This window comes from Streptomyces sp. 63XJN7_1_ISO-PGPR-S23-121, from assembly GCF_056173025.1.
This window is the reverse complement of the sequence record NZ_CM149653.1, coordinates 3,440,972-3,466,770: the sequence shown is the minus strand read 5'-3', so window position 1 is coordinate 3,466,770 and position 25,799 is coordinate 3,440,972. Positions and strand designations below refer to the sequence as shown.

Genomic DNA, 25,799 nt, shown 5'->3' with positions numbered 1-25,799 from the left:
TGACCTTCGAGGTGCCGTATCGGCACCGTGCCCGCCCTAGGCTCTCGGCAACCCCCCACAGTCCCGGTGGGCGCCCAGGCGCCCACCGGGGTCTCCTACGCCGACCGACAAGCCGAGGTGTCCTGCGCATGGGTTCCCGCCGAGCCGCCCGCCCCGCCCGTTCCCACGCACGTCCCCACCGCGGACTGCGGAAGCGCGGCACCGTGCTGGTGCTCGGTGTCGCCGTCACGGCGGGGGTCGGGATCACGCTGGCCGTCTCCGGCGGCGACGACGGCAGGCCGGCGGACCGGGTCACGACGAGCGCCGCCGGTGAGGGGCCGAACGTCGAGGAGGCGGCGGGGGGCGCGGCGGCGCCGGTGTCCCCGTCGGCGAGCCCGGGCGTCACGGCGAGCGCCTCGCCCCGGGTGAGTGCCACGCCCGGCGGCGAGCCGTCGGGGACGGCGAGCCCGTCCGCCGGGCGGACGAAGAAGACCGGCCCCGTGTCCACGGCTCCGGCCCGGACCACGGTGAAGAGGGGCTCCGGTCATGCCGTCGGCGGAGGCGCCGGCACGGGGTCCGGCAGCGGCTCGGGCTCGGGGTCGGAGTCGGGCTCGGGGTCGGGCTCGGGTTCCGGTTCGGGCTCGGGGTCGGGTTCCGGCGGGGCGGGCGGGGCCGAGGCGCAGGTCCTCGCGCTCGTCAACGAGGAGCGGGCCTCGGCCGGCTGCTCGCCGGTCACCGCGAACGACCGGCTGACCCGGGCCGCCGACGACTACAGCGACGTCATGGCCGCGAGCGGGGTGATGTCCCACACCGGTCCGGACGGCTCCACCATGACGAGCCGCGTCGAGGCGGCCGGCTACGCGTGGTCCACGCTGGGCGAGAACATAGCCAGGGGGCAGTCCGACGCCGCCTCGGTGATGGAGTCCTGGATGAACAGCCCCGGGCACCGGGCGAACATACTCAACTGCTCCTTCAAGGAGCTGGGGGTCGGCGTGCACTTCGGCGACGGCGGTCCCTGGTGGACGCAGGACTTCGGCGCGGGCCGCTGACGCCGGTCAGCGGCCCCCTCCGGCGAGCACGAACGACACCCGCACCCTGGCGCCGCCGAGCGGTGCGCGGGTGATCGTCAGCTCGCCGTCCGCCGCGCGGGCCGCCCGGGCCACGATGTCCAGGCCCAGTCCGGTGGAACCGCCGACGCTGACGCCCCGGGTGAGCGCGGCCCCGGGATCCGCGACGCCCGGGCCGGCGTCGTCCACGGTGAGGAGCACGTGACGGTCGGCGCGTTCCACTCGGACCGCGAAGCCGGTGCCCTCCGGGGTGTGCCGGAAGACGTTGCCGATCAGGGCGTCGACGACGGCCGCCAGGTCGTCCTCGGGGAAGGCGACCGGCGTGGGGCGCGGGGTCAGGGAGCGCTCGTAGGGGCGGCCCTGCTGGGTGGCGAGGACCGACCAGAAGTCCAGGCGCATCGCGACCACCTCGGCCGCGTCGCAGGGTTTCGCCGTGCCGGTTCCGCGGCCGGGCTGCGCGGCGGCCAGGGGCGTGCGGGCGGCGGCGATGATCGAGTCGAGTTCGCTCTCCAGCTGGCCGGCCGCCTCGGCGACCCGCCGGGCACCGGCCGTCGCGCCCATCCGGTCGGCCTCCAGATACAGAGCGGTCAGCGGGGTGCGCAGCCGGTGGGAGAGGTCGGCGACCAGTTCGCGTTCGACAGCCAGCAGGTCGACGACCCGGTCGGCCATGGTGTTGAACGCCACGCCGGCCTCCTGCAGCTCGGGCGGGCCGTCCGGTTCCACGCGTACGTCCAGGTCGCCCGAGCCGAGGGCCAGCGAGGCGCGCTTCAGGCTCCGGGAGGACCGGACGACGCGGGCGCCGAGCCGGTCGGCGACCAGCACCGAGCCGCCGACCAGGCCGAGCGCGAGCAGCGCCATCACGCCCCAGGAGGCGGCCACGCCGCGGGTGAGGTCCGCCGACGGCACGTGGGCCTCCACGACGGCGACCCGGTCGCCGCGCAGGACGACGGGCTGGAGGTAGACCCAGCCGTCGGCGGTGTCCACGGCGAGTGTCTCGCGGCCGCTCACGGCCCGGTCGAGCGCCTCCTCGGGCGCGTGCGGGGTGCCGACGAAGCCGCCGTCGGGCAGCCGCACGGCCAGCTGGTCGGAGGAGTCGAGTTCGGTGACGGCCTGCTGCACGTCCGCGCGCCGGGTGGTGAGGGCGAGCACCGGGGAGAGGGCGGCGGCCCGCTGCTCGGCGGCGGTGGTGACGCGGTCGCGGGCCTGTTCACGGACGAGGAGCGCGAGCGGGACGAGGAAGGACAGGGCCACCATCGAGGTGACGGCGAGGGCGATGCCGGCGAGGGCGCGTCTCATGGCGAGCTGACCAGTTTGATGCCGATGCCGCGCACGGTCTGGAGGTAGCGGGGCTTGCGGGCCTTCTCGCCCATCTTGCGGCGGAGGGCGGAGAGGTGGACGTCGACCGTCTGGTCCTCCAGATACGGCTGCTGCCACACCTCGGTGAGTATCCGCTGTCTCGAGATGACCTGGTCGGCGTGGGCGGCAAGGTAGGAGAGCAGGTCGAACTCACGTCGGGTAAGGGGAAGTTCGCGGTCCGCGAGATGGGCGGTGCGGGCGGTGGGGTCGATGCGCAGGTCGGCGATCCGCAGGACGGGCGGCGGCGCGGCGCGGGTGCCGGCGGGCGCCGACCGGCGGAGCACGGCGGCGAGGCGGGCCGCGAGCTGGCCGCCCGAGAACGGCTTCACCAGGTAGTCGTCGGCGCCGGCGTTGAGCAGCCGGATGATCTCGGTCTCGTCGTCCCGCGCGGTGGCGACCAGCACGGGGACGCGGGAGATGCCCCGGATCATACGGAGCACGTCCAGGCCGTCGAGATCGGGCAGCCCGAGATCGAGGACCACGATGTCCGGCGGAGTCCGGGTGATCTCGCGCAGCGCCTCGAAACCCTGGTGAGCGGTCTTGACCGCGTAGCCGTGTCCGGTCAGCACCTCGATCAGCGCGGTCCGGATCACGGGGTCGTCCTCGACGACGAGTACACAGGCCATGGGCAGGCACGTTAGCCGGTCCGTCACTATGGTGTCGTGTCCCGCCTCCTGCGCTACCTGATCATCTGGCTGTCGTGCACGGCCGCCAGCATCACGGCCGTCATCATCACGATCCACTTCGTGGTGGGCTCGACCCGGCCCACCGCGCCGGTGGCGCAGTCGGCGCCGCAGGAGCTCCCGGTGCCGCCGCGGCCGACGCCGTCGCCGAGCGCCAAGCCCTCCCCCAGTCCTTCGCCCACCGTGGAGAAGCCCCGCCCGGCCCCCTCCCGTACCCGCGAGGAGCCGCGCGAGCCGAGCCCGGCGCCGACGACGCCGACCGCCCCCGCGACCACCCGGCAGCCCCCGGCGGGCGGGGGCGAGCGGGGGTGCGAGGAGGACGGTTCGGGCGTCTACACGGTGCCGTCGGAGGGAGGCAGGGTGACCGTGCGCTTCGGCAGCGGCGGAGTGTGCCTGGTGTCGGCGGTGCCGGAGCAGGGATTCACGGTGAGCACGAGCCAGAGCGCGGCCGAGACGCTGACGGTGACCTTCTCGGCGAGCCGCCACCGGTCGGAGATCACCGCGACGACCGAGCCGCGCAGCCAGGCCAGTGTGCGCGAGGTCTCGTTCTGACCTGTCGCGCGCGTTCGGTGCCGGCCGGCCGGAGGGGGGCCTCCGGACGGCCGGGGAGGGCGGGTCCGGTCAGGCGGTGGCGCAGGCCCCGCCGTTGAGGCTGAACGCGGTCGGGGCGGTGTTCGCGGCGCCCTTGCGGGCGGTGAACCCGAGGGTGACGGTCCCGCCTGCGGGGATGGTGGAGGTGTAGGAGGCGGGGGCGACGCTCACCGCGCCGGCGTTCTGGGTGGGAGTGCCTCCCCACATGTTGGTGATGCTCTGGCCGTCGGCGAAGGCGAAGGCGAGCGTCCAGGTGCCGAGGGGTGCGGCGCCGGTGTTGCGGACGGCGATCTCGCCCTGGAAGCCGCCCGGCCACTCGCCCACGACGCGGTATCCGACCGAGCAGGCGGCGCCGGGGGTGCCGCCCCCGTTCGTCGTGACGTCCACGGTCGCGGAGCGGGCCGAGCGGTTGCCCGCCGCGTCGCGGGCGCGGACGGCGAAGGAGTAGGCGGTGCCCGGGGTGAGGCCGGTCAGGGTGGCGGTGCCGGTGGTGCTCGTGGCGACCGTGGTCTCGGTGCCGCCGGCGACGCGGACCACCTCGTAGCCGGTGACGCCGACGTTGTCGGTTGCCGCGGTCCAGGCGAGGGTGACGGACGTGCCCGTCACGGCGGACACGGTCGGGGTGCCGGGGGCGGTGGGGGCCTGGGTGTCCTCCGGGGTGCCTTCGCTGTAGACGGTCGCTTCCTTCGCGGTCCGTGCGATGCCGTCGGCGCCGTGGAAGACGCGCTCGCCCCAGGCGCTGAGGCGGCCGGGGTCGAAGCCGGTCGCGAGGTCGAGGACCGGGTCGGTGTTGCCGCTCCAGGACCAGGCGAGGTAACCGAGGCCCAGTTGCTCGGCGGTGGCCATCATGGTGTCCTCGTCGGGGTCGCCGTACTGGTCGGCGGGGCCGCCGAACTCGCCGATGACCAGGGGCAGTCCGGCGTCGGTGAAGGCGTGCAGGTAGTCGGTGATCTCCTGGGCGGTGTCGAAGACGCTGTACATGTGGATGGAGAAGAGCAGGTTGCCGGTGGGATCGGCGTCGCGGACGGTGCGGGCGTTGTCCCGCATGACGCCCTGCCAGTCCTGGCCCCAGTTGGGCGCGTCCACCATGATCGTGTGCTCGAGGCCTGCGGCGCGCAGCTTCTTGACGGCCGCGACGGTGGGCGCGGTCCAGCCGGCCGGATCGGTGTTGCCCCAGGGCTCGTTGCCGATGTTGACGACGACGTGGCCCTCCTCGCCGGCGAGCACGTCCTTCAGCCCGATCCAGTAGTCGGCGGCGTGATCGAGCGTGCCGGCCGCCGCGTCCTCGCCGTAGCCGGTGGTGTCGTGCACTTCCAGGACGCAGATCAGCCGGTTGGCCTTGCACTGGCCGATGACGGCCGCCACGTCCGCCGGGCCGTTCTCGCTCCAGCGGTGGCCGTCGGACAGGACTACCCGGACGGTGTTGGCGCCGAGCGCCTTGATGTCGGCCAGCGACCGGGTCTCTCCCGGGTACCAGGTGTGGGCGTGGTTGACCCCGCGCATGACGAAGTCGTTGCCGTCGGCCTCCAGCAGCCGGCCGCCGCTGATGTGCAGACCGGCGGCGGGGGCCGGGGGCGGGGCGGCCTGCGCGACGGCGGGGCACAGGGCACCGACGACGGCGATACCGACCAGGGCCGCCAGTGCGGCCCAGAGGCGGGGCACGGGGTTGCTGCGGAGAGCGGTTCCTGTTGTTCTCACGGCGACTCCAGGGGCGTGAGGGACGGGTGACGCGGACACAGCGATATGGGAGCGCTCCCATAAAACGCATCGCGTCGCGTACACGTCAAGACGTCGTACGTGCGGCGCCCCGCCCGGTCACTTCCTCCACCGCACCTGCCACGGCCCCGCGGACGGGCGCGTCCCCGGTCCGCCGGGCCGTGGCGCGGCGCCTCACGGCCGCAGGTGCTCCAGTACCGCGCTCATCGCCCGGCGGACGGCGTGGCGCGACTCGTCGGTCGGGTCCCGCGTCTCGAAGCCGTGGTGGCCGTGCGGCACGTCGACCACCTCCACGCGGGCCCCGCAGTCCCGGGCCGCGGCCAGGAACTCCTCGACGCCGGCGGCGATCTCGGGCATCTCCAGGCCCACCCGGGTGAGGACCACGGGCAGCCCGCCGGCCTTCGTCACCGCGCGCACCGGGTGGAACCGGGTGCCGGCCATCCCCCAGTTCGGCAGGGGAGCCAGGACGGGGTAAGTGGCCGCGAGGCAGCGCAGCCAGGGCGGGGGCGCGCCCAGCCAGTCGGCGGCGATGAGCCCGCCGCCCGAGAGAAACCAGAGCGCGACGCGGTCCGCGTCCACCCGGGGGTCGGCCCGGATCCGCTCCACCGCGCCGGCCACGTCCGCGGCGGCCCGCTCGTAGTCGGCGAGGTCGTGCAGCCGGTGGGCGACGACCGCGCCCACCGCTCCGTTGACGGCCGCCAACCGGGCGTACCCGGTCAGCGCGGGCCAGTCCCTCGGGCCCGGCCGGGCGTCGGCGGGTACCGGGCCCCCGTGCACGAACACCACCGCGGGGCGCGGACCGTCGGCGTCGGGCAGGTAGAGGTCGACGTTCCCCGTCCGCTCCGCGGTGACCGCGGGCAGGTCCAGCAGGAACGGCCGCAGATGGGCGGGCGGTTCGGCCGGGCCGGCCGGCTCCAGCCGGTGTCCCTCGCCGGCGGCGGCCCGCAGCAGCACGTCCGCCAGGCGGTCGGGGCAGGACAGCATCGGCCAGTGCCCGGTGGCGAGTTCGAAGAAGGTCACCCGGGGATCGACGAGGGCTCGCAGGGCGGGGTCGCCCATGCCCGCCAGCATCCGGACCATCTCGATGCTCGCGCCGTTGCCGGTGCACAGGACGCCGGTGGTGGGCAGCCCGGTCACCGCGCCGGTCAGCCGGAGCGGCTGGAGCAGGGTGCCGAGCGGCTGCGGGGCGGCGAGGGCGGTGAGCCGGTCCAGCGCGGCGTCGGCGAGGCCCGCCGTGCTGCCCCAGCGCTCCCACTCGTCGCGGGCCGGAGCCGGCAACTCCCCCTCGGGGTCCGCTCCCCCGCCCCCGGCACGCGCGGCCAGCCGCGCGCGCAGCGCCCCGTCGGGTACGGCGGCCAGGGCCGGGACGCCGTCCCGCGGCATCGCCGAGTCCAGGTACACGATCCGGTCGATCCGCTCCGCCCGCCGGCCGGCGGCACCGAGCGCGGGGTGGATGCCGTAGTCGTGGCCGACCAGCACGATCCGCCCGCCGTCCCCCGTCGCTCCGTTCTCCGGTCCGACCTCGTCGATCACCGCGAGGACGTCCGCGATGTGCGTCTCCAGGTCGGTGCCGGCCGCCGCGCCGCCGGGCGGCCCGTCGAGGCCGGTGAGGGGCACCGGATACGCGGCGGCGCCCGCGGCGGTCAGGTGCGCCACGGTCTCCTCCCACACGTGTGTGCCGGTGAACATGCCCGGCACGAGGACGAACGCGGTCATGGTGTCTCCTCCGTAGGCGATCGCGCGGACCGCGGTCCGCTGCTCGTCCGCGGACCGGCCCGGCCGGCCGTCCGCGCTCGCCGGTACGGTAGGAACTCCCCCTGAGGGAGGTTCAAGTGTTCACTTCGCGCGACGGACTGTGCGGCATCGGCGAGCTCGCCGAACGGGCGGGCGTCTCGGTCAAGACCGTCCGCTTCTACTCCGATCGCGGCCTGCTGCCGGAGGCCTCCCGCAGTGCCGGCGGGCACCGGCGGTACGGCCCGGAGGCGCTCGGCCGGCTGCGCCTCATCCGCTCGCTGCGCGCCCTCGGACTGGCCGTGCCGGAGGTGCGCCGCGTGCTCGACGAGGAGGACGGGGCGAGCGGCGTGCTGGAGGACGCCGTCGCCGGACGGCTGCGGGAAGTCGGCTCCGAGCTCAGGGCGTTGCGCTGGCGGGAGGCCGCGCTGCGGCTGGTGCAGGAGTGTCCGCCCGGGGAGCGGGCCGACCGGCTGCGGCTGGTCGGCGCGGTGGCCGCTCCACCGAGCACGGCGCCGCTCGTCCGCTTCTGGCGCGGCTGGCTGCCGCCGCGGATGCCGGCGCGGTCGACCGCCGCGTTCCTGGAGGTGGCGGTGCCCCAGCCGCCCGACGACCCGGCCCCCGGCCAGGTCCTCGCCTTCGCCCGGCTCAACGCCCTCACGCTCGCCCCCTGCCAGGGCACCGCCCAGCCGCAGCCCGAGGCGCACCGGGCCTCCGGGACACGCGGTGCCGCGGTGCTGTACGCGGGGCTGGCCGAGGCCTACGAGCTGGCGGGGGTGCGGCTGCGCCGGGGCGCAGGACCGCACGCGGGTGAGGCCCTGGACTGCTTCGTGAGCGCCTACACGAGCGCGTACGGCGTCCGCGACACCCCGGACTTCCGCCGTCTGCTGGCCCGGCAGCTCGCCTCGGACCCGCGCATCGACCGCTACTGGGAGCTGGTGGCCGAGGTGATCACCCGGCCGGGCGCCCGGCCGGAGCCGACGCCCGGTGCCGCGCACGACTGGCTGCTCGCCGCCCTGGAGGCGCAGACCGCGACCGCGGCGGCCTGAGCGGCCGGCGCGTGCGGGGTCCGGTCAGGGGACGTCGCCCCGCCAGTCGAAGCGGCGGGGGTCGCCGGGCCTGGGCCCGTAGGCGGACCGGCCTCCCGGACCGTAGCGGCCTATCTCCGTCGCCAGGGTGACGCCCCGGCCGCGTTCGTCCTCGGCGAGGTCCGTGACGTCCAGCAGCAGGCCGTCCAGCGGGCCGCCGACCAGCTGCGCGTACGCGCGTCCCGGCCGGGGCCCGGGGCTCTCGTGGTCGGCGCCGTAGACCCGGCCTCGCATGAACTCCACCTCATCCATGACGGGCAGCCTCGCATCCGCCACTGACAACGCGTGACGCCCGGGCCGGCGGAAGGGCCGGCCCGGGCGTCGCGGTCGTCAGACCAGGTCGAAGCGGTCGAGGTTCATGACCTTGACCCAGGCGGCGACGAAGTCGTGCACGAACTTCTCCTTCGCGTCGTCGCAGGCGTAGACCTCCGCGAGGGCGCGCAGCTCGGAATTGGATCCGAAGACCAGGTCGGCGCGGCTGCCGGCCCACTTGACCTCGCCGGTGACCGCGTCACGGCCCTCGAACGCGGTCTGGTCCTCGGACGTCGCCTTCCACGTCGTGCCCAGGTCGAGCAGGTTGACGAAGAAGTCGTTGGTGAGCGAGCCGGGCGTCCGGGTGAAGGCACCGAGCTGGGACTGCTGGTGGTTGGCGCCCAGGACCCGCAGGCCACCGACCAGGACGGTCATCTCGGGCGCGCTCAGGGTGAGCAGGTTGGCCCGGTCGAGCAGCAGGTACTCGGCCGGCAGGCGGTTGCCCTTGCCGTAGTAGTTGCGGAAGCCGTCGGCGGTCGGCTCGAGTGCCTCGAAGGACTCGGCGTCGGTGTGCTCCTCCGTGGCGTCCACGCGGCCCGCGGCGAACGGCACCTCCACCTGGAACCCGGCTTCCTTCGCGGCCTTCTCGACGGCGGCGGAGCCGCCCAGGACGATCAGGTCGGCCAGGGAGACCTTCCTGGCGCCGGAGTTGAACTCCCGCTGGACGCCCTCCAGGACCCGCAGGACCTGCGCCAGCTCGTCGGGCTCGTTGACCTCCCAGCCGCGCTGCGGCGCCAGGCGGATGCGGGCGCCGTTGGCCCCGCCGCGCTTGTCGCTGCCGCGGAAGGTGGACGCCGAGGCCCACGCGGTGGACACCAGCTGCGAGACGGACAGACCGGACTCGAGGAGCTTGGTCTTCAGGGTCGCGACGTCCTCGGCGCCGATGGTCTCGCCCTCGGCCTCGGGCAGCGGGTCCTGCCACAGCAGGGTCTCCTCGGGGACCTCCGGGCCGAGGTAGAGGGACTTCGGTCCCATGTCGCGGTGGGTCAGCTTGTACCAGGCGCGGGCGAAGGCGTCCGCGAACTCGCCGGGGTTCTCGTAGAAGCGGCGGGAGATCGGCTCGTAGACCGGGTCGAAGCGCAGCGACAGGTCGGTGGTGAGCATCCTCGGACGGTGCTTCTTCGACGGGTCGTGCGCGTCGGGGACGATCTCCGGGGCGTCCTTGGCCACCCACTGGTTGGCGCCGGCCGGGCTCTGCTCGAGCTCGTACTCGTACTCGAAGAGGTTCTTGAAGAACCCGTCGCCCCACTGGGTCGGGGTCGTGGTCCAGGTGACCTCCAGGCCGGAGGTGATGGCGTCCGCGCCCTTGCCCGTGCCGTGGGTGTTCCGCCAGCCCAGACCCTGCTCCTCCATGGAGGCGGCCTCGGGGTCGGCGCCGACGGCGTCGGCCGGACCGGCGCCGTGGGTCTTGCCGAAGGTGTGTCCGCCGGCGATCAGCGCGACGGTCTCCTCGTCGTTCATCGCCATGCGGCGGAACGTCTCACGGATGTCGCGGGCGGCGGCGAGCGGGTCGGGGTTGCCGTTGGGGCCCTCCGGGTTGACGTAGATCAGGCCCATCTGGACCGCGCCCAGCGGATTCTCCAGCTCGCGGTCGCCGGTGTAGCGGCGGTCGTCGAGCCAGGTGGTCTCGGGGCCCCAGTAGACGTCCTCCTCCGCCTCCCAGACGTCGGCGCGGCCGCCGGCGAAACCGAAGGTCTCGAAGCCCATCTGCTCCAGGGCGACGTTGCCGGTGAGGACCAGCAGGTCGGCCCAGGAGATGCTCTGGCCGTACTTCTTCTTGACCGGCCACAGCAGGCGGCGGGCCTTGTCGAGGTTGCCGTTGTCGGGCCAGCTGTTGAGCGGGGCGAAGCGCTGCTGGCCGGCCCCGGCGCCCCCGCGGCCGTCGCTGATGCGGTAGGTGCCCGCGCTGTGCCAGGCCATCCGGACCATCAGCGGGCCGTAGTTGCCGAAGTCGGCGGGCCACCAGTCCTGCGAGGTGGTCAGCACCTCGGCGATGTCGCGTTTGACGGCGGCCAGGTCGAGGGCCTCGAACGCCTCGGCGTAGTCGAACTCCTCGCCCAGCGGGTTGGCCACGGCGGGGTTCTTCGCGAGGATCTTCAGATTGAGCCGCTCCGGCCACCACTGACGGTTCCCGCCGCCCTGGGTCGGGTGGGCGGCGCGGGTGTGGGCGACCGGACAGCCACCCGACTCCTCGGTCTTGGCGTCGGTCACGATGGCGTCGTGGTTCTCGGACATGGGTTCCTTCCGAACGGGACGGTTCACGGTGCGGGGGACGTGCGTGGGGTGGAGCAGCCGGGGCACAGGCCCCGGTAGACGACCTCGGCCTCGTCGATCGCGAAGCCGTGGTCGTCGGACGCGGTCAGACAGGGTGCCTCGCCGACGGAGCAGTCGACGTCGGCGAGGGCACCGCACGACCGGCACACGACGTGGTGGTGGTTGTCCCCGACACGCCCTTCGAACAGGGCCGGGCTGCCGGGCGGTTGGATGCGCCGGACGAGCCCCGCCGCGGCGAGGGCGTGCAGGGCCTCGTACACGGCCTGGAGGGACACGTGGCCCACCCGGTCGCGCACCCCGGAGGCGAGCGCCTCCACGCCGAGGTGATCGCCCGCCCGGACGGTCTCGAGCAGCGCGACACGGGCGGCGGTCACCCGCAGCCCTGCCCCGCGCAGTTCCTCGGCTGTGGCCGTGCTCCGGGATGCGGTCATGGCGGCGAACCTACTCCGGTAAACCGGAGGTCCTCAAGGAAACGAACTATTCCATTCGGAGGACGGCCGGGAGGGGGGGCGGAAGGGGGCTGCCGGGAGAACGGGGAACGGACCGCGGGTGGCGACGCGGCCGTCCCTTGCCGCGCCGCCATGCCCCGCACCATCCCGCGTGGGCGGGTACCCGCGGACCGCACGCCCACGCATCCACCGTGAGGGCGGACGATCGTGGTAGACAACGTGCGTGGTGGGCACTGGCTCAGGACATGCCGCGACCGGCACAGCGCGACGACAGGAATGAGTGGCCCGTGCTTTTGAAAACGTTCCGCTGGGCGTTCGCCGTCACTGCCCTCGGCCTCGCCGCGGGGGTCCTCTACGACGGCTGGACCGCCCTCGGCCTGGTGGCCATCCTGGCCGTCCTGGAGATCTCGTTGTCCTTCGACAACGCGGTGATCAACGCCGGGATCCTGAAGAAGATGAACGCCTTCTGGCAGAAGATCTTCCTCACCGTCGGCATCCTGATCGCCGTCTTCGGCATGCGCCTGGTCTTCCCGGTCGTCATCGTGGCCATCAGCGCCCGGCTGAGTCCATGGAACGCCGTCCACCTCGCGCTCACCGACAAGGACCGCTACCAGCAGCTGGTCACCGACGCCCACCCGTCGATCGCCGCGTTCGGCGGCATGTTCCTGCTGATGATCTTCCTGGACTTCATCCTGGAGGACCGGGACATCAAGTGGCTGGGCGCCCTCGAACGGCCGCTGGCGAAGCTCGGCAGGGTCGACATGCTCTCGGTCTGCGTCGCCCTGATCGTGCTGCTGGTCTCCTCCATGACCTTCGCCGCGCACGCCCACCAGCACGGTGGCACCCATGCCGACAAGGCGCAGACGGTGCTGGTCTCCGGGATCGCCGGTCTGATCACCTACATGGTCGTCCGCGGTCTCTCCGGGTACTTCGAGAACCGGCTCGAAGCGGAGGAGGAACGCGAGCACGAGGCCGAGGAGGAGGCCGAGCGCTCCGGCGGGGCCCGCACGGCGATCGCCCTGACCGGCAAGGCCGCGTTCTTCATGTTCCTCTACCTGGAGGTCCTGGACGCGTCGTTCTCCTTCGACGGTGTCATTGGCGCCTTCGCCATCACCAACGACATCGTCCTGATGGCCCTCGGCCTCGGCATCGGCGCCATGTACGTGCGGTCCCTGACCGTCTATCTGGTCCGTCAGGGCACGCTCGACGACTACGTCTACCTGGAGCACGGCGCGCACTACGCCATCGGCGCCCTCGCCGTGATCCTCCTCGTGACCATCCAGTACCAGATCAGTGAGATCGTCACCGGTCTCATCGGCGTGGTCCTGATCGGCTGGTCCTTCTGGTCCTCCGTGCGCCGCAACAAGGCGCTCGCCGACGCCGGCTGACGACGCGTCCCGGCCGGCAGATCCGGGAGCAGCGCGACCGCAGCGCCGCGCTGGTGCTCAGCCCGGTGCTGCTCGATGTGGGCGGCATCGTGTTCACCTCGAGATGGACGACGTACGAGGACCTCGGCACGGGCCTGGTGTCCGGCGGTCCGGGTGACGGCGTGCCGCAATCTCGCGGTGTCGGCCGTCGTCTCGGCGTCCATCGCCTGACGCCCGCCCCGCTCAGGAGACGGTGGCCGGCGGCGGGGTCCAGCGGTGGGTGCGGGGCGCACCGCGGACGCCGTACTCCTTCTTCAGCTGCTCGGGGATCGCGTAGTGCATGACGCGTCCGCGGGTGAGGGAGGACAGTTCGAGGACCGTGGTGAGGTGACCGAGCCGGTCCAGTGCCCAGGCGCCGAGCGGTGAACGGTCCTCGATCGTCTCCAGCACACCGAGGAGGTGCGGGGCCGCCTTGACGAGGGTGTCCCACGGGGTGCGGGGCACCTCGAGCCAGTCGGCGCAGGTGTCGCCGACGAGGTGGCGGATCAGGGCGGAGACGACCGGGTCGAAGAGGGTGCCGGGGACGACTTCCTCGTAGAGGTCGATGAGCTGCCGGGTCAGGTGCGTGCCCTCCTCGGAGGGGCCCATGTGGCGCACCATGTACAGGTCGAGGAACTGCCGTGCCTCCTCGAGCGTGCGGGGCACGGCGTCCTGGTCGACGCCGAGGATCGCGCCGACCACCCGCCAGGCGTAGAAGTAGGCGCCGGCTCCCTCCTCGGACAGGTGGATGCCGAGTCGGTGCAGGCTGTCCAGGACGAGCAGGGAGAAGAACATCTGCCCGCCGATCATGTCCTCCTGGCAGATCGGCACGCCGAGGGTGTCGGAGTCCCAGCGGTTCTCCCGCTTCAGGTGGTGGCGGATCGCGGCGTGCAGCAGGCGGACCTTCTGGGCGGCCGGGATGAAGCGGCCGCCCGCCTCGAAGGCGTCGGGCTGCATCAGGTACACGGTGAACTGGCCGGTCTCCGCCATCCGTTTGGAGGGATAGCTCAGCCCGTGGGTGGCCGACAGCAGCCTGGCCACGTGCGGGACGAGATAGCAGGCGGGCATGGACGCGAAGGACAGGGCGGTGGAGATGTGCACGTTGTTGTCGATGAAGAACAGCCGGGCCTTCTCCATCTCGGCCCAGTCCACCCAGTCCGGCGGGGTGCCGGTCGCCCGGAGGTACTCACGGGCCACTCCGGGAAGTCCGGCGGGGAGTTCCTGGCCCGCGGTGGAGACGTAGCGCATCAGGGAGTTGAACTTGCCGGCCTCGCCGCGTTCGAAGAGGGTGGCGACGACGGCGTCGGCCAGTTCGTCGCCGTGGCGGCGCAGGGCGTCCATCGACGTCTCGGTGAAGGTCATCACGGTCTCCTCGGCTCGGTGCGGCTCGGCGTGGCAGGGGGGTGAGGGACGGCAGGCCGTCGGGCGGGTCAGTGGACGCGGTCGGTCGCCCGGCGGGCGAGGTCGTGCAGGGCCCGGCGTGCCCCCGGTGACACGTCGACGTCGTCCAGGGCACGGGTGGCCGCTTCCACCCGGGTGAGGATCATCCGCTCGATGCGCTGCGGGGCCCCCAGTTCCCGCATGAGGTCGCGGACGTCCTCCAGGTGGCTCCCGTCCAGGTCGCGCCGGCCCAGCACCCGGCGCAGCCGTTCCCGCTGGGCGCTGTCGGCGGACCGCCAGGTCTCGGCGAGCAGCGCGGTGGGCCGGTGGGTGCGCAGGTCGTCCAGGGCGGCCTTGCCGGTGCGGTCCGGGTCGCCGAACAGGCCCAGCAGGTCGTCGCGGAGCTGGAAGGCCTCGCCGAGCGGCAGACCGTAGGCGGAGTAGCCGTCGCGCAGTGCCCGGGAGGCGCCGGCGAGCAGTCCGCCGAGGAGCAGCGGGTGCTCGACGGTGTACTTGGCGGTCTTGTAGCGGACGACCTTCAGGGAGGTACCCGTGTCCGGCCGGCCGCCGGTGTGCAGGATCTCCAGGCACTCGCCGGCGACGAGTTCGCGGGCGAGCCCGGCCCACAGGCCCCGGGCGCGGGCGAGGTAGGCGGCGGGCAGGCCGCAGTCGGTGAAGAGCCGGCCCGCGAGGGCCATCAGGTGGTCCCCGACCAGCAGGGCCAGGGAGCGGGCGGCGGCGCGGACCTGGTCGCGGTCGTCACCGGATCCCCGCGCGGTGGTGCCGAGGGACGTCTCCAGGGCGACGTGGGCCGTGGGCCGACCGTGGCGCAGGGCGCTGTCGTCGATGAGGTCGTCGTGGACGACGGCCGCGGCGTGCACCAGTTCCATGGAGGCCGCCGCCCGCAGCAGGGCGTCGCTGTCGGGCTGGCCGGCCGCACGCCAGCCCCAGTAGCAGAAGGCGGCGCGCAGCCGTTTGCCGTGTCCGGCCGCGACGCGCAGTTGTCCGGCCACGGGAGCGAGGGCCTCGTCGATGGCCACGAGCTCGTCCGCCTCCTGCGCGAGGAAGCCGCGCAGCACGCCGTCGACGCGTGTCCGGAAGGCGGCCGGGTCCCAGCGGTCATACATCGACGTCCTCGGCGGCGCGCCGCGCCAGCACGTGCCGGGCCAGCACCTCGAGGTGGGCCGGTGGCACGCCGGTGCAGCGGTCCAGGGCCAGCCTGCCCCGCGCCCGCAGGTCACGGTCCGCCTCCCGCACCAGATCGGCGGTGTCGGAGCGGCGCAGGAGCCCTCGCAGCGCGCCCATCGCCGAGCCCGCCGTGCTCACCGCCAGATCCGCGATTCCGGCGACCAGCAGCACGGCCTGGTCGTCCCGGTCCGAGCCGCGCGGCGTCGCGTGCGTCATGGTTCTCCCCCAGTGGTGGCGTCGTCATGGATGTGCCTGGTCGGCGGCGTATCCGTTCCGATCATGACGGCGGCCCGGGGCCGGGGGTCCCCGAATCCTCCTTTGAGGGACACGGGGAACAGGTGTCAGGTGCGGGCGGCGAGGGCCGCGCCGGTCACCTGTCCCGCTCGACGCTCCACAGCGGCAGCCGCTCGAAGAAGGCGACCGCCTCCTCGCGCCTGCGCGGGCGCCAGCCGGACGCGACGAGCGCGGCCTGCTCCGCGCAGCGCCGCATGTCCGCCCGCATGCCGTCGGCCACTCCGTGGCGTTCGCCGATCTCCCGGACGGCGGCGACGGTCCGGGGTGTGCAGTCCGGGTCGCCGAGCGCCTCCGCCACCACCGCGCGCTCCGTGCCGCTCACGGCGGACAGCAGGCGGGCGACGGTGTAACTGCGCCTCCCCTCGCGGAGGTCGGTGCCGGTCGGCTTGCCCATGACCGCCGCGTCGCCGAACAGGTCGAGGTAGTCGTCGCGCATCTGCCCGCAGATGCCGACCAGCCGCGCGTAGCGACGCAACTCGGCGTCGTCGGCGTCCGGTTGTTCGCCCGCGGCCAGGAGACCGAGGCGCAGCGGGGCGAGGACCGAGTAGCGGGCCGACTTGTGGTCGGCGACGTCATGCAGGACCTCCTCGTCGGGTGCCGCGGGGCCGAAGTCGCGTTCCAGGTCGGCGATCTGGCCGACGAAGGTGTCGGTCGCGGCCCGGACCTGGACCTCGGTCATGGCCTGGCGCAGCCCGACCGGGAGCCCGGCGTCGAGGAGCACCCGCAGCGAGAGGGCGAGTGCGAGGTCGCCGGCGAGGACGGTGAGCCCTAGTGCGGCCCGCGGGTGGCGGGGGAACCGCTCCCGGTAGGCGTAGTAGGTGGAGGGGCCGCCCCGGCGGGTGGCGCTGTCGTCGATGAGGTCGTCGTGCACCAGGCCGTGCGTCTGGAGCAGTTCGATGCTCAGCGCGGCGGCGTTCAGCGCCTCGGCCGGCGTGTCGTCGCGTACCAGACGCGCGGCCTCGTGCAGCAGCACGACCCGCATCCGCTTGCCGCCGCGCAGGGACAGGTCGCGCAGGAGTTCCAGGCAGTCCGGGGTGAAGCGGCTGAAGGCCGGCGTGTCCAGTGTCGTGCCCAGTGTGTCGAAGAACTCCGCGAAGAGCGTGCTGAACTCGCGCTCGTACCGTGCGGCACGGTCCAGTGGCTGCTCGGTCATGGCGAAGTCCTCCGGGGCGGGGTGGGGTTCGGTGCGAAAGCGACGTGTGGGCGACCGGGGTCGGCAACACGCCGGTCATTGTCCGTCACTTGCGGTCGGCCGGTGCACGGGCGGGTACCGACGGCCGGGTTCCGCCTTACCGTTCAAGGGTGTCGGTGGCCTCGACGGCTGGTCGGGGCGTCCGGGCCGGCGCCGGACCGACCGGGGGGTCGCCATGGGTGAGGTGTCTGGGACGGACGCGTCGGCGACGGTCGTCGACCGCGTCACGGGGATCGTCGGGTCGGCCGCCCGGGAGGACGGGGCGCCGTGGCTGTTCGCCCGCTGTCTGGTCCACGCGAGCCGGTACGAGGCGTCCGGCCGGGACGGTGACATCGACCTGGCGCTGGCGGACTTCCAGGCCCTGCCGGCCGGCGCTCCGGGCCGGGCCAAGCTGGCTGCGGTCCTCGCGGAGCTGATGCTGGGGTCGGGCACGCTGTTCGGATCCCCGCGGCTGTCCTGGGCGGTGGCGCTGGCGGACGCGGCCGACGAGGACCCCGCGCCGATGCCGCACTGGCCCCTGACGTGTGCCGCCCTGCGCGCGTGCGACCTGCTGGTCGCCGCGCAGGAGAGCCGGCCCGGTTTCGACCCCCGGGCGGCGCTGCGCAAGCTGGAGGGCTACGCGGCGCTCGTCGACGGCACACCCCCGTACGCCGACGCGGTCGAATCGGCCCGCCTCGCGGTGCGCCACCTGATCGTCCAGGAGGACCCCAGCGCGTCCGAGGCGCGGCGGGTGACCGAGGACATGCGCCGGTTCACCGACCGGCTCGGTGCTCCGGATCCGGGGCGCCGACAGGATGCGCGGGACGGCCGCGATCCGCTGCGCGACCGGGGCGAGATCATGCGGCTGATGCAGGAGATGCACGCCTGCACGGTGCGCGGTGACCTTCCGGCCATGGCCCGGCGCATGGGGGAACTGCGCGACTTCGCGCTGCGCCTGCCGTCCGGCGATCCGCTGCGCGCGCAACTGGACCAGGCGCTGGCCACGGTCGGCCCCTTCCTCTCCATGCTCGGCGCGGACGGCACCGGTCAGGGTGGCCCGGGCGGGTGGACACCGCCCGAGGGGGCCGACGCGCTGAAGGTCTTCGAGGACCTGGCCGCCCGTCCCGGGCTCTCCGGCATCGACCGCGCCTTCCAGCTGAGCCAGCTCGCTTTGGCCGAACTGGCCCTGGGCACAGCCGAGTCGGTGGGTGACGCCATCGGCCATCTCACCGAGACCCTCGCGCTCAGTCCCCCGCACGACCAGCGCCGGACCTACTACCGGTTCCTCGCCGGCACCGCGCACCTGCGCCGGGTCGAACTGAGCGGGGACACCCGGGCGCTGCGGACCGGCACCGAACTGCTCGAACAGGCCCGGGACGCGGCCGCGTCGACCGCCCACACGATGTGGAAGGACATCTCGATGCCGCTCGCCCACGCCTACCGGCTCGCGAACCGCCGGGAGCTGAGCCGGGCGACCGCGCTGCGCGGTCTGCGGGGGCACGCCTGGAGTGTGCTGCTGGAGTCCACGCCGGACGAGGTGCAGGCCATGGCACGGCACGCCGCCGAGGACGCCCTCGAGACCGCCCGGCGGTGCCTGTCGGACGACGCCGCGGAGGACGCCGCGACCGCATCCCGGCCCTGTCCCGTCAGTTGAGCCAGTCGCCCCGGGAGGGCGCCGGAAGGCCGTTCCCGGCCGCCGTCGGGTGGGTCCGGGGGGAGGTCGCGAACCTGGCGAGACCGGCCAGGACGTCGTCGTGGCAGACCGGCAGGGCCTCCTCGAACCGGCCCCTTCTCAGCGCGGACAGCCGCGCCTCGCGGGCGGCCATGGCGATGCCGGCGCCGGACATGCCGTCCGCCCTGCGCGCGTACTCCGCGAGGTGCTCGTCCACCGTGCCCGGCGGCAGGTAGAGGGCGAACAGGGCCTGCCGGCCGGCCAGGTCGGGCAGCGGCACCTCGATGTGCAGCCCGAGGCGGCCGGGCCGCAGCAGGGCGGGGTCGATGCGCTCGTGGTTGTTGGTGGCGGCGACCACGGTGACCTGGCCCAGGTCCTCCAGGCCGTCCAGCTCCGCGAGGAGCTGGTTGACGACGCGATTGGCGGCACCGCCGTCGCCGGTGCCGTTGGTGCGCCGCGGGGCGAGCGCGTCGACCTCGTCGAAGAAGAGGATGCTGGGCGCGAGGTGCCGGGCCCGTTCGAACAGGTCGCGCACCGCCCGCTCCGACTCCCCGAACCACTGGTTGAGCAGTTCGGGACCGCGGACCGACAGGAAGCGCCGCCCGCACTCGTGGGCGAGGGCCCGGGCCAGCAGCGTCTTGCCGGTGCCCGGCGGACCGTGGAACAGGACCCCCCGCTCCACGCGGACGCCGGCCTCGGCGAACAGGCCGGGGTCGCGCAGCGGCAGGATCAGCCGTTCGCGCAGCTGGGTGACCGTGTCGTCCAGGCCGACCACGTCGGCGAAGCCGGTGTCCGGCAGTTCCGGCACGACGCCGCCGATGGCGGAGGGGGTGACGAGGGTGAGGGCGGCCGTCCAGTCCGCCTCCTGGATGCGCAGCGCGCAGACCGGTTCCAGAGCCCCGGCCGGCGTGTCGGGACGCGTTCCGTCCCCGGGGCCGCCCGGGCCCTCGACCGCGGCGCCGCCGCCGTCCGGGCCGGTGTCCAGCAGCTCCAGCGGGAAGGCGCGGCGCAGCGCCACCCGGCCCGCCTCGTGGCACAGCGCGGCCAGGTCGGCGCCGACGAATCCGGACGTACGGGCCGCCAGGTCGCGCAGCAGCGCGGCCCTGGCCGCCTCGTCCCCGGCCGCCAGGGAGAGGTCGCGGGTGTGGATGGCGAGGATCGCCCGTCGGTCGTCCTCGGAGGGCAGCGGCATGCGGATGCCCTGCCCGAGCCGGCCGAGCCGCCGGATCGCCGCGTCCACGTCGTCCGGGCGGCTGGTCGTGGCGATGATCACCGGCCGGTCCGGCCGGTCGAGCAGTTCGTGCAGCAGGCCGAGCAGGGAACCGCCCACCACGGGTGTGTCGCGGGCCGGCGCCAGGTAGTCCACGTCCTCGAGTACCACCAGCCGGGGCGGATCGCCCTCGGCCACCGGGTGCAGGGCCGCGCGCAGAGCCGCCTCCGCGTCCTCGCGCTGCTGGGTGACCAGGGCCGGACCGCGCAGCACGACGGTGTCCACGCCGTCCTGGGCGCACCGGGTGCTCACGGCGCGGGCCAGCGTGGTCTTGCCGGTTCCGGGCGGGCCGTGCAGCAGGATGCCCGCCGGCGCCTGCACGCCGAGGCGGCGCAGGTCCTCCGCGCGGCGCAGCGGGACCTCGATCTCCCGCCGCAGCAGTCCCACGACGTCGTCGATGCCGCCGAGGTCCTCGTAGCCGGGCCGGACGGCGCGCAGGGCCGGGGAACGCCGGACCACGACCTCCAGCAGGCGTCCGACCTCGGCGACGGGGACGTCCCCGGCGCCGGCCACGACGCGCTCCACGACGTACTCGCCGTAGCCGTCGGCGCCGTCCCCGGCGGCGCCCAGCGGACGGTGGCAGAACCGCAGGCCCGGGTAGAGCGGGTAGCGTCCCACGGCGAGGAAGTCGCGCAACTCGGGGCCGGAGGCCGCGGTGCCGCGCAGCAGGTCGAGCCGTATCCCGGTGGCCTCGGGCACCGGCCCGTCCTCCCTCTCGACGGACACCGGGGCGCCGTGCGCCGCGCCCAGCGCCGCGCGCTGCCAGCGGTCGAGGGCGATCTCCTCCGTCGCGCCGAAGCGGTCGGTCAGGTCCCACGCGACCCGGCAGTGCACGGTGGCGTGGGGCGACGTCACGCGCAGCAGGTCGCCGGCGGCGGCGCCGGGCGCGTTGGTGTAGCAGTGTCCGTGGATGACCTCGTCGTCGGCGAGGGCCCGGACCGTCATGTCCTCGGTCACCGTGTCTCCTCCGTACGGTGATGGGCCGCCCGCCGCCGGGAGACGCGCACCGAGACGACCGCGCCGCAGCCGACGACGTCCCACAGCCCGCCCTGGCCGGGCCGGGCGTATCCGCTGAGCACGTCGGCGAGTTTGGCGCCCTGGTTCAGCATCAGGGCCTCCCGGTCGTCGCCCAGCACCAGTCTGCGGGGCGCGCACGCGCGTCCCCAGCCCGCGATGTGGTGGTCGGGGGCGAACGGGTCGGCGACCAGGGCGACGGCGGCGGCGTCCAGGTCGGTCCAGGTGGTGAGCGTCCGCTGGTCCTGCGCGGACAGGAAGACGCCCATGTGCGGGTGGCTGTGCACCCAGCCGAGCACCGTGGCCGCGTACGGGCCGAGCCGGGTCTCCTCCACGGCCTTCAGGGTGTCGTTCACGCCCTCGATCACCGCGGTGTCGAAGGAGCAGCGGACCGGGGTGGCGACCTGCTGCGGCGGGAACACCGCGGCGGTGATCCCGACCCGGCCGGCGGAGCGTTTCCCGACCAGCACGCCGCCGCGCTCGGCGGGGAAGCGGGCGAAGTACGCGAGGAGGGTGGCGCCCCACTCCCGGTCGAGGGCTATGTCGTCTCCGGTCAGGTCCGGGCTCTTCCCGCGGCGCAGTGACCTCGGCATCGTTCGTCCCTCGGGTGCTGGGGGTGCGGGCGGTGAGTGCGGCGCGGTCATGTCCGGTACGGTTCCGCGCCGACGAGCACGAGGGGCAGGGGCCCGCCCGTCCTGCGATAGCGTTCGAGCACGGCGTCCCTGATGGCACCGGCCGTCCCGGCGGGCAGTACGTCGTCGACCAGTCCGATGGGCAGGGCCGCGCCCCGCGCGTCGAACACCCCGATGCGGTCGCCGAGTTCCTTCTTGGTGACGTCGACGACCACGGGACGGAAGTCGGGGTCCAGCGCCCGCCACTTCGCCGAGGTGTCGTGGTCGGTGGACGACAGGAACACGGACAGGCCCGGGTGGGTGTGCAGCCAGGTGATGCGGACGGCGTCCCGGTGGTCGGGGCCGAGGGAGTCCAGCGCGTCGCGGACCCGCTCGACCTCCAGGACGGAGAACTCGCAGCGCACCGCGTTCGCCCACGTCTGCTGCGGCAGCACGGCGCCGACGATGGTCCACATGCCGTCGTCCGTCCGCGCGGTGAGCGCGACGCCGCCCTGCTCCTCACGCCGCTCGGCGGGTTCGGCGAGCACCTCGGCGAGGTTGCGCCACAGCTCCGCGTCGATGCCGACCTCCGGGCGGCGCGCGGCCCGGCCGGGTTCACCGTCGTCGTCCGGGGCCGGTTCGCCGTCGGCGCCGGGCGGAGTCGGGCCGGCGGTGTCCGGTGCCGCGGTCGCGGTAGCGGCGGGGAGCGGAGGGCGTTCCGGGCGGGTCTCTCCGTCGTCGGGGGCGTTCGCCGGTGGGCCGGGGTCGCCGGCCGGGACTCCGGGCTGCTCCCCCCGTTCGCCGGGATCGTCCGCCTGTCCGCCGGGCTCCTCCCCCGGGTCGCCCGGGTCCTCCGTGGGTGTGCCGGGAGGCGTCGCGGGACCGTCGGAGGCCGGACCGGACACCCTGCCGCCGGGGCGGGCAGGCCGGTCGGGGCCGGAGTCCGCCGCGGGACGGCCCGACCGGAGCAGGACGCCGGCCTGGATCAGCGCCACCACGGGGATCAGGGCCCAGACGCCCGCCGAGTCGCCCCGGTGCAGCAGGGCCACCGACAGGGCGAGGAGGACCGCGCAGGGCAGCGCCGCCGCGGCCAGGGCGGTGCCCGCGCCGGACCCGGTACGGCGGCCGGCCGGATGCCCGGCGAGCCACTCGGAGGAGGCGAGCCAGGCGGTCACGGTGGCCGCGAGCCCGACCACAGCCGCGCGGCAGCCGCTCGGCACGTCCCAGCCGACGGACAGGAGGTAGGAGGAGAGGAAGAAGGCGGGGCCGAGGAGCGCGAGCGGCAGCACGAGCCGCAGGCTCGGCGCGCCGTGGTCAACGTGCCGGACTGTCATGATTCTCCGTGTTCAGAAGCTGTTTGACGTATTCGAGCGCGGCACCGAGGGTCCGGTGCGACTGCCGGGCGTCCGCCCATGCCTGGGTGTACGTGAACCAGCACAGGTGCGGCAGTCGCACACCCAGCGCCGGGCACCACGCGGCCTCCCCGTCCGAGCGCCAGATGTTGACGTGGCGGATCTGCGCGTCGTCCGGCGCGGTGATCCACACGTCGGGCAGCCGCCGGTGCAGGGCGCCGACGTCCATGACCAGGTGGTAGTCCCGCCGGATCCGGGAACCGCCCCCGACGATGCCCCGGACGCGGGTGCCGACGGCCGTCACGTCCGGTTGCCCGCCCGGCGTCTGCGTCGCGAACATGGCCCGCCAGCGTGCCACGAGGAGCGCGCCCTGCCGGGTCTCGCGGGCCAGGACACGGAGGTCCGGGTACTCGGACCTGAGCCCACGCACCTCCTCCTCGGTGACCGGCATCAGCGCGCCCGGCTGTTCAGGTTGGCCTCGGCGAGGACCTGGCGCGCCGCCTCCAGAAAGTTGGACAGGGAGCGGTTGGCCCGCGGGATGTGCTGCCACGCCGAGCCGGTCGTCCCCCAGCACAGGAGGGGCAGCCGCGATCCGGTGAAGGGGCAGGTCTCCCGGCTCCGGAAGATGTTGACGTGCTGGATGGCGTCGTCCGACGGGGAGAACACCCACACGGCCGGCAGCTCCTCGCGCAGCCGGTCCACGGCGACGAGCAGGCGGTAGTCCTGCGGCCGTTCGCGCAGGGCGCCGTTCGGTGAGCCGAGGATGCCACGCAGCGTCACCGCGACGCTCGTGACCCAGGCGTCCTGGTCGGTGGCGAGCGGTTCCAGGTCGAAGAACTGGGCCTTCGCCTCGAGGAACTCATGCGGGGGAACGGCCACGGTCGTACTCCTTGTCGCTCGTGCCGGGCAGGGGGTCGCCCAGGTGGGCCGGGCACTCGGCGAAGTCCCGTTCCCCGGCCCGGTGTCCGGTGAGGGAGGTGCCGGCGCCGTCCCAGACGTGGAACCGTCCGATGCGGTCCGCGCCCCCGGCCAGGGTCGCGAGGAGCGCCGCCGCCTGGGCGGCGCCGACGACCGCGGCGCTGGTGACGAGGGACTGGATCGGCACCCCGTCGACGACGTCCGTGCACGAGTACCGGACCGGGTCGTCGGCGATGGACGTGCCGAGCCAGCACACCAGGCACATGCTGGAGGTGCCGGGGTCGCACACGTGCACCCGGCCGGTCAGGCCGTCCACCGCTCCGTTGACGAGCGGCAGCTTGTGCCGCTCGGTGAGCACGTTCAGCGTCCAGCGGGTCTGCTGGTTGTCGGGGCAGGACAGCACCGCCGCGGCCCCGTGCAGCGCCTCTTCCAGCCGGGTGCGCAGACGGGCGGTCTCCATCACCCGTGCGTGCAGCTCGGGGGCGCCGGCGAGCGCGGCGGCGTTGATGCCGGAGGGCCCGGTGAGCAGTTCGGGGCCGATCGTCGTCGCCAGTGCCTCCACCTGGAGTTCCGGGTCGATCTCCCGGAGCCGGGCGGCGGTGCGTTCGGCCTTCGCGGCGCCGATGTCACCGTCGCGGAAGAGGATCTGCCGGTTGAGGTTGTGGCGTTCGACCCGGTCGTCCATGTCGACGACGGTGAGGTGTCCGACGGCGCCGCTCGCGGCCAGGACGCCCGCGGCCCAGCCGCCGAGCGCTCCCGCGCCGCACATCACCACCCGGGCTCCACGGCTCGGCACCGGCTCCCAGTCCTCCGGCAGCCGGCCGCCGTCCTCGGGGGACACGCCGTCCAGCGGGGACCAGAAGCACACCGGGGTGCGCCGCGGCGGCCTGCGCGCGGGGACGACGGTCAGCGGCGAACGGGTCCGGCCCGGTTCCCGCACGACGACGGAGGCGAGGACGTGGTCCTCGTCCACGACCGTCGTCACCCGTGGCCGCACCGCCAGGCCGTCCAGGTGCACGGTGAAGGCGCCGGACTGGTCCGCGGTGGCCACCCGCTCCAGCACGCCCTGCAGGTAGGGCTGCGGGTTGCCGCCGCTCATCAGGCGTTCGGTGGCGCTCCCGATGCCGGGCGCGTGCACCATGAGCCGTTCCTCGGACCACTGGGAGACCACCGCGGGACCGTCCACGAGGGCGCCCAGTTCACCGAGGGCCGCCTGGGCCAGCAGGCCTCCGCAGACGGCGCCGAGCGCGGCGGTCAGCAGGCCCGACGACTCCGACGCGTCCGGCAGGGCGTCGGGGCCGATCCTGACGGCGGCCGGCAGGACCTGCCCCCACACGTCCACCACGCAGCGGGCGGCGGTGGACTCCGTCTCGGCGGCGCGCGGCACGGCGAGGACCAGTTCACGGCCGTCGGGCGGCGTGTCGTCGCCGGCCACCCGGACCGTGGGGTTCAACTCCTGGGCGCGCAGGGCGAGAGCCTGGTCCAGGGGCTCGCCCAGATCGTCGCGGTGCAGCAGGAACTGGTGGGCGAGGTCCGCCTCACGGACCGGCCGCGCCATGCCGACGAGCCTGACGCACCCGTGCCGGCTGCCCACACCCAGCAGGGTCAGACACTGGATCAGGTAGGGCAGGGCCGTGCCGGTGCCGAGCACGGCGACGCGTGCGTCGGCGACGAGGTCCTGGGCGACCAGGCCGCTCTGCCGGGCGTAGCGCTCAACGGGCATGGTGGTTCCCGGCGGTGTCGTCGTTCCCGCGCCCGCCGACGACGCCGTCGCCGGGCAGGCCCACGGACAGGACGGTGTTGGCGTACTCCTCCACCGGCCGGTCGTCGACGACCTGTCCGTTCTTGTCCCGCACGCTGAAGTTGCTGCCCGCCGCGATGAATCCGCTGTTGTCGACGGCCTGACGCACCGTCTGACCCGACTCGATGTTGATGTCCTGGCGCGCGTTGGAGATCGCGTTGCGCAGGGTAACCGTCGTCGTGCTCATGGAGATCTCTTTCTCTGCGTGGAGATCGGCGCGAGGCGCGAAGGCACGATGCGGGTGGCATTCCGGCAAGGCTGCTGTCGCCGACGGCACGGCGCACGACACAGGCGTGCGCGGATACCCGGTAGAAGACGATGTTCCCCCGCCGAAGATTCCCCCGAATTCGGCCAGACCCCCCTGTCACCCTCGGGCAGCCAAGTATGAACCGGCCACAGCACCCCCGTGAAGACGATGCGAAAAATGCGTCGGCATATTCCGTTTCCGGCACCCGGAAACCGATCAGTTATTCGAG

The 25,799-nt window shown here is 74.0% G+C and carries 23 protein-coding genes; 5 read left to right on the top strand and 18 right to left on the bottom strand.

Features of this window, described 5'->3' with window-relative positions; translation table 11 throughout:
- Window positions 1-128: 128 nt before the first annotated feature.
- A complete protein-coding gene (locus AC0VYN_RS15160) occupies window positions 129-1,028 on the top strand; it encodes a CAP domain-containing protein (RefSeq protein ID WP_475536441.1) in 900 nt (299 codons plus the stop codon).
- A gap of 6 nt (window positions 1,029-1,034) precedes the next feature.
- Here AC0VYN_RS15160 and AC0VYN_RS15155 read toward each other — a convergent pair whose 3' ends face one another.
- Window positions 1,035-2,342: a sensor histidine kinase gene (locus tag AC0VYN_RS15155; RefSeq protein ID WP_475536440.1), complete on the bottom strand. Its 1,308-nt coding sequence runs from the start codon at window positions 2,340-2,342 to the stop codon at window positions 1,035-1,037.
- A complete protein-coding gene (locus AC0VYN_RS15150; protein WP_475536439.1) occupies window positions 2,339-3,028 on the bottom strand; it encodes a response regulator transcription factor in 690 nt (229 codons plus the stop codon). Before AC0VYN_RS15150 ends, AC0VYN_RS15155 begins: the two co-directional genes overlap by 4 nt.
- Before the next feature lie 36 nt (window positions 3,029-3,064).
- Between AC0VYN_RS15150 and AC0VYN_RS15145 the strand changes: the two genes are divergently transcribed.
- Window positions 3,065-3,637 carry a hypothetical protein gene (locus AC0VYN_RS15145; RefSeq protein WP_451689454.1) on the top strand — a complete coding sequence of 191 codons (573 nt, stop codon included), beginning with the start codon at window positions 3,065-3,067 and terminating at the stop codon, window positions 3,635-3,637.
- A 69-nt stretch (window positions 3,638-3,706) separates the two neighbouring features.
- Here the strand turns inward: AC0VYN_RS15145 and AC0VYN_RS15140 are convergent, their stop codons facing one another.
- Both AC0VYN_RS15140 and AC0VYN_RS15135 read right to left on the bottom strand, forming a co-directional pair.
- Window positions 3,707-5,374, bottom strand: coding sequence for a cellulase family glycosylhydrolase (locus AC0VYN_RS15140; RefSeq protein ID WP_475536438.1), 1,668 nt, complete (start codon window positions 5,372-5,374; stop codon window positions 3,707-3,709).
- 192 nt (window positions 5,375-5,566) lie between these two features.
- Window positions 5,567-7,108: an alpha/beta fold hydrolase gene (locus AC0VYN_RS15135; RefSeq protein WP_475536437.1), complete on the bottom strand. Its 1,542-nt coding sequence runs from the start codon at window positions 7,106-7,108 to the stop codon at window positions 5,567-5,569.
- A 116-nt stretch (window positions 7,109-7,224) separates the two neighbouring features.
- On the opposite strand from AC0VYN_RS15135, the gene AC0VYN_RS15130 reads away from it, so the two are divergent.
- Complete coding sequence (locus AC0VYN_RS15130; RefSeq protein ID WP_475536436.1) at window positions 7,225-8,172, top strand: MerR family transcriptional regulator; 948 nt, start codon at window positions 7,225-7,227, stop codon at window positions 8,170-8,172.
- Window positions 8,173-8,196: 24 nt separating this feature from the next.
- On the opposite strand, the gene AC0VYN_RS15125 is transcribed toward AC0VYN_RS15130, so the two are convergent.
- The 3 genes from AC0VYN_RS15125 to AC0VYN_RS15115 all read right to left on the bottom strand — a co-directional run bounded on the left by AC0VYN_RS15125 (window position 8,197) and on the right by AC0VYN_RS15115 (window position 11,228).
- Window positions 8,197-8,463 (bottom strand): hypothetical protein, encoded by a 267-nt coding sequence (locus AC0VYN_RS15125; protein WP_385472940.1) that lies wholly within the window; start codon window positions 8,461-8,463, stop codon window positions 8,197-8,199.
- 78 nt (window positions 8,464-8,541) lie between these two features.
- Window positions 8,542-10,758 (bottom strand): catalase/peroxidase HPI, encoded by a 2,217-nt coding sequence (gene katG / locus AC0VYN_RS15120; RefSeq protein WP_475536435.1) that lies wholly within the window; start codon window positions 10,756-10,758, stop codon window positions 8,542-8,544.
- Window positions 10,759-10,781: 23 nt separating this feature from the next.
- Window positions 10,782-11,228, bottom strand: coding sequence for a Fur family transcriptional regulator (locus AC0VYN_RS15115; RefSeq protein ID WP_475536434.1), 447 nt, complete (start codon window positions 11,226-11,228; stop codon window positions 10,782-10,784).
- Between the two features lie 305 nt (window positions 11,229-11,533).
- Between AC0VYN_RS15115 and AC0VYN_RS15110 the strand changes: the two genes are divergently transcribed.
- Complete coding sequence (locus AC0VYN_RS15110; RefSeq protein WP_475536433.1) at window positions 11,534-12,634, top strand: DUF475 domain-containing protein; 1,101 nt, start codon at window positions 11,534-11,536, stop codon at window positions 12,632-12,634.
- Between the two features lie 222 nt (window positions 12,635-12,856).
- Here the strand turns inward: AC0VYN_RS15110 and AC0VYN_RS15105 are convergent, their stop codons facing one another.
- The 4 genes from AC0VYN_RS15105 to AC0VYN_RS15090 all read right to left on the bottom strand — a co-directional run bounded on the left by AC0VYN_RS15105 (window position 12,857) and on the right by AC0VYN_RS15090 (window position 16,667).
- The gene (locus AC0VYN_RS15105; protein ID WP_475536432.1) at window positions 12,857-14,014 is read right to left on the bottom strand and encodes an oxygenase MpaB family protein; all 1,158 of its coding nucleotides are present in this window, start codon (window positions 14,012-14,014) and stop codon (window positions 12,857-12,859) included.
- Window positions 14,015-14,082: 68 nt separating this feature from the next.
- The gene (locus AC0VYN_RS15100; protein ID WP_475536431.1) at window positions 14,083-15,159 is read right to left on the bottom strand and encodes a polyprenyl synthetase family protein; all 1,077 of its coding nucleotides are present in this window, start codon (window positions 15,157-15,159) and stop codon (window positions 14,083-14,085) included.
- Window positions 15,152-15,436, bottom strand: a complete 285-nt coding sequence (locus AC0VYN_RS15095) for a polyprenyl synthetase (RefSeq protein ID WP_385472318.1) — start codon at window positions 15,434-15,436, stop codon at window positions 15,152-15,154. The genes AC0VYN_RS15100 and AC0VYN_RS15095 overlap by 8 nt, the downstream gene beginning before the upstream one ends.
- A gap of 154 nt (window positions 15,437-15,590) precedes the next feature.
- Complete coding sequence (locus AC0VYN_RS15090) at window positions 15,591-16,667, bottom strand: polyprenyl synthetase family protein (RefSeq protein WP_475536430.1); 1,077 nt, start codon at window positions 16,665-16,667, stop codon at window positions 15,591-15,593.
- 214 nt (window positions 16,668-16,881) lie between these two features.
- Here AC0VYN_RS15090 and AC0VYN_RS15085 point away from each other — a divergent pair, with 214 nt between their 5' ends.
- Window positions 16,882-18,339 (top strand): hypothetical protein, encoded by a 1,458-nt coding sequence (locus AC0VYN_RS15085; RefSeq protein WP_475536429.1) that lies wholly within the window; start codon window positions 16,882-16,884, stop codon window positions 18,337-18,339.
- On the opposite strand, the gene AC0VYN_RS15080 is transcribed toward AC0VYN_RS15085, so the two are convergent.
- Genes AC0VYN_RS15080 through AC0VYN_RS15050 form a run of 7 tightly spaced genes read right to left on the bottom strand, consistent with a single transcriptional unit; the run spans window position 18,332 to window position 25,510 of the window.
- On the bottom strand, window positions 18,332-20,584 hold the full coding sequence (locus AC0VYN_RS15080) for an AAA family ATPase (protein WP_475536428.1): 2,253 nt from the start codon (window positions 20,582-20,584) through the stop codon (window positions 18,332-18,334). The two genes, AC0VYN_RS15085 and AC0VYN_RS15080, sit on opposite strands and share 8 nt — an antisense overlap.
- On the bottom strand, window positions 20,581-21,234 hold the full coding sequence (locus AC0VYN_RS15075) for a Mov34/MPN/PAD-1 family protein (protein WP_475536427.1): 654 nt from the start codon (window positions 21,232-21,234) through the stop codon (window positions 20,581-20,583). Before AC0VYN_RS15075 ends, AC0VYN_RS15080 begins: the two co-directional genes overlap by 4 nt.
- A gap of 47 nt (window positions 21,235-21,281) precedes the next feature.
- Window positions 21,282-22,586 carry an MPN domain-containing protein gene (locus AC0VYN_RS15070; RefSeq protein WP_475536426.1) on the bottom strand — a complete coding sequence of 435 codons (1,305 nt, stop codon included), beginning with the start codon at window positions 22,584-22,586 and terminating at the stop codon, window positions 21,282-21,284.
- The gene (locus AC0VYN_RS15065; protein ID WP_385469218.1) at window positions 22,567-23,055 is read right to left on the bottom strand and encodes a hypothetical protein; all 489 of its coding nucleotides are present in this window, start codon (window positions 23,053-23,055) and stop codon (window positions 22,567-22,569) included. The genes AC0VYN_RS15070 and AC0VYN_RS15065 overlap by 20 nt, the downstream gene beginning before the upstream one ends.
- Window positions 23,055-23,483: a hypothetical protein gene (locus AC0VYN_RS15060; RefSeq protein WP_475536425.1), complete on the bottom strand. Its 429-nt coding sequence runs from the start codon at window positions 23,481-23,483 to the stop codon at window positions 23,055-23,057. The genes AC0VYN_RS15065 and AC0VYN_RS15060 overlap by 1 nt, the downstream gene beginning before the upstream one ends.
- Window positions 23,464-25,245, bottom strand: coding sequence for a ThiF family adenylyltransferase (locus AC0VYN_RS15055; RefSeq protein WP_475536424.1), 1,782 nt, complete (start codon window positions 25,243-25,245; stop codon window positions 23,464-23,466). Before AC0VYN_RS15055 ends, AC0VYN_RS15060 begins: the two co-directional genes overlap by 20 nt.
- Window positions 25,235-25,510: a hypothetical protein gene (locus tag AC0VYN_RS15050; protein WP_385469212.1), complete on the bottom strand. Its 276-nt coding sequence runs from the start codon at window positions 25,508-25,510 to the stop codon at window positions 25,235-25,237. Before AC0VYN_RS15050 ends, AC0VYN_RS15055 begins: the two co-directional genes overlap by 11 nt.
- Window positions 25,511-25,799 lie beyond the last annotated feature (289 nt).

Coding starts and splice junctions, on each gene's coding strand:
- AC0VYN_RS15105 (WP_475536432.1), bottom strand. CDS start 14,014: ATGACCTTCACCGAGACGTCGATGGACGCCCTGCGCCGCCACGGCGAC.
- AC0VYN_RS15065 (WP_385469218.1), bottom strand. CDS start 23,055: ATGCCGGTCACCGAGGAGGAGGTGCGTGGGCTCAGGTCCGAGTACCCG.
- AC0VYN_RS15160 (WP_475536441.1), top strand. CDS start 129: ATGGGTTCCCGCCGAGCCGCCCGCCCCGCCCGTTCCCACGCACGTCCC.
- AC0VYN_RS15095 (WP_385472318.1), bottom strand. CDS start 15,436: ATGACGCACGCGACGCCGCGCGGCTCGGACCGGGACGACCAGGCCGTG.
- AC0VYN_RS15135 (WP_475536437.1), bottom strand. CDS start 7,108: ATGACCGCGTTCGTCCTCGTGCCGGGCATGTTCACCGGCACACACGTG.
- AC0VYN_RS15150 (WP_475536439.1), bottom strand. CDS start 3,028: ATGGCCTGTGTACTCGTCGTCGAGGACGACCCCGTGATCCGGACCGCG.
- AC0VYN_RS15075 (WP_475536427.1), bottom strand. CDS start 21,234: ATGCCGAGGTCACTGCGCCGCGGGAAGAGCCCGGACCTGACCGGAGAC.
- katG (WP_475536435.1), bottom strand. CDS start 10,758: ATGTCCGAGAACCACGACGCCATCGTGACCGACGCCAAGACCGAGGAG.
- AC0VYN_RS15155 (WP_475536440.1), bottom strand. CDS start 2,342: ATGAGACGCGCCCTCGCCGGCATCGCCCTCGCCGTCACCTCGATGGTG.
- AC0VYN_RS15085 (WP_475536429.1), top strand. CDS start 16,882: ATGGGTGAGGTGTCTGGGACGGACGCGTCGGCGACGGTCGTCGACCGC.
- AC0VYN_RS15090 (WP_475536430.1), bottom strand. CDS start 16,667: ATGACCGAGCAGCCACTGGACCGTGCCGCACGGTACGAGCGCGAGTTC.
- AC0VYN_RS15100 (WP_475536431.1), bottom strand. CDS start 15,159: ATGTATGACCGCTGGGACCCGGCCGCCTTCCGGACACGCGTCGACGGC.
- AC0VYN_RS15055 (WP_475536424.1), bottom strand. CDS start 25,245: ATGCCCGTTGAGCGCTACGCCCGGCAGAGCGGCCTGGTCGCCCAGGAC.
- AC0VYN_RS15115 (WP_475536434.1), bottom strand. CDS start 11,228: ATGACCGCATCCCGGAGCACGGCCACAGCCGAGGAACTGCGCGGGGCA.
- AC0VYN_RS15050 (WP_385469212.1), bottom strand. CDS start 25,510: ATGAGCACGACGACGGTTACCCTGCGCAACGCGATCTCCAACGCGCGC.
- AC0VYN_RS15070 (WP_475536426.1), bottom strand. CDS start 22,586: ATGACAGTCCGGCACGTTGACCACGGCGCGCCGAGCCTGCGGCTCGTG.
- AC0VYN_RS15125 (WP_385472940.1), bottom strand. CDS start 8,463: ATGGATGAGGTGGAGTTCATGCGAGGCCGGGTCTACGGCGCCGACCAC.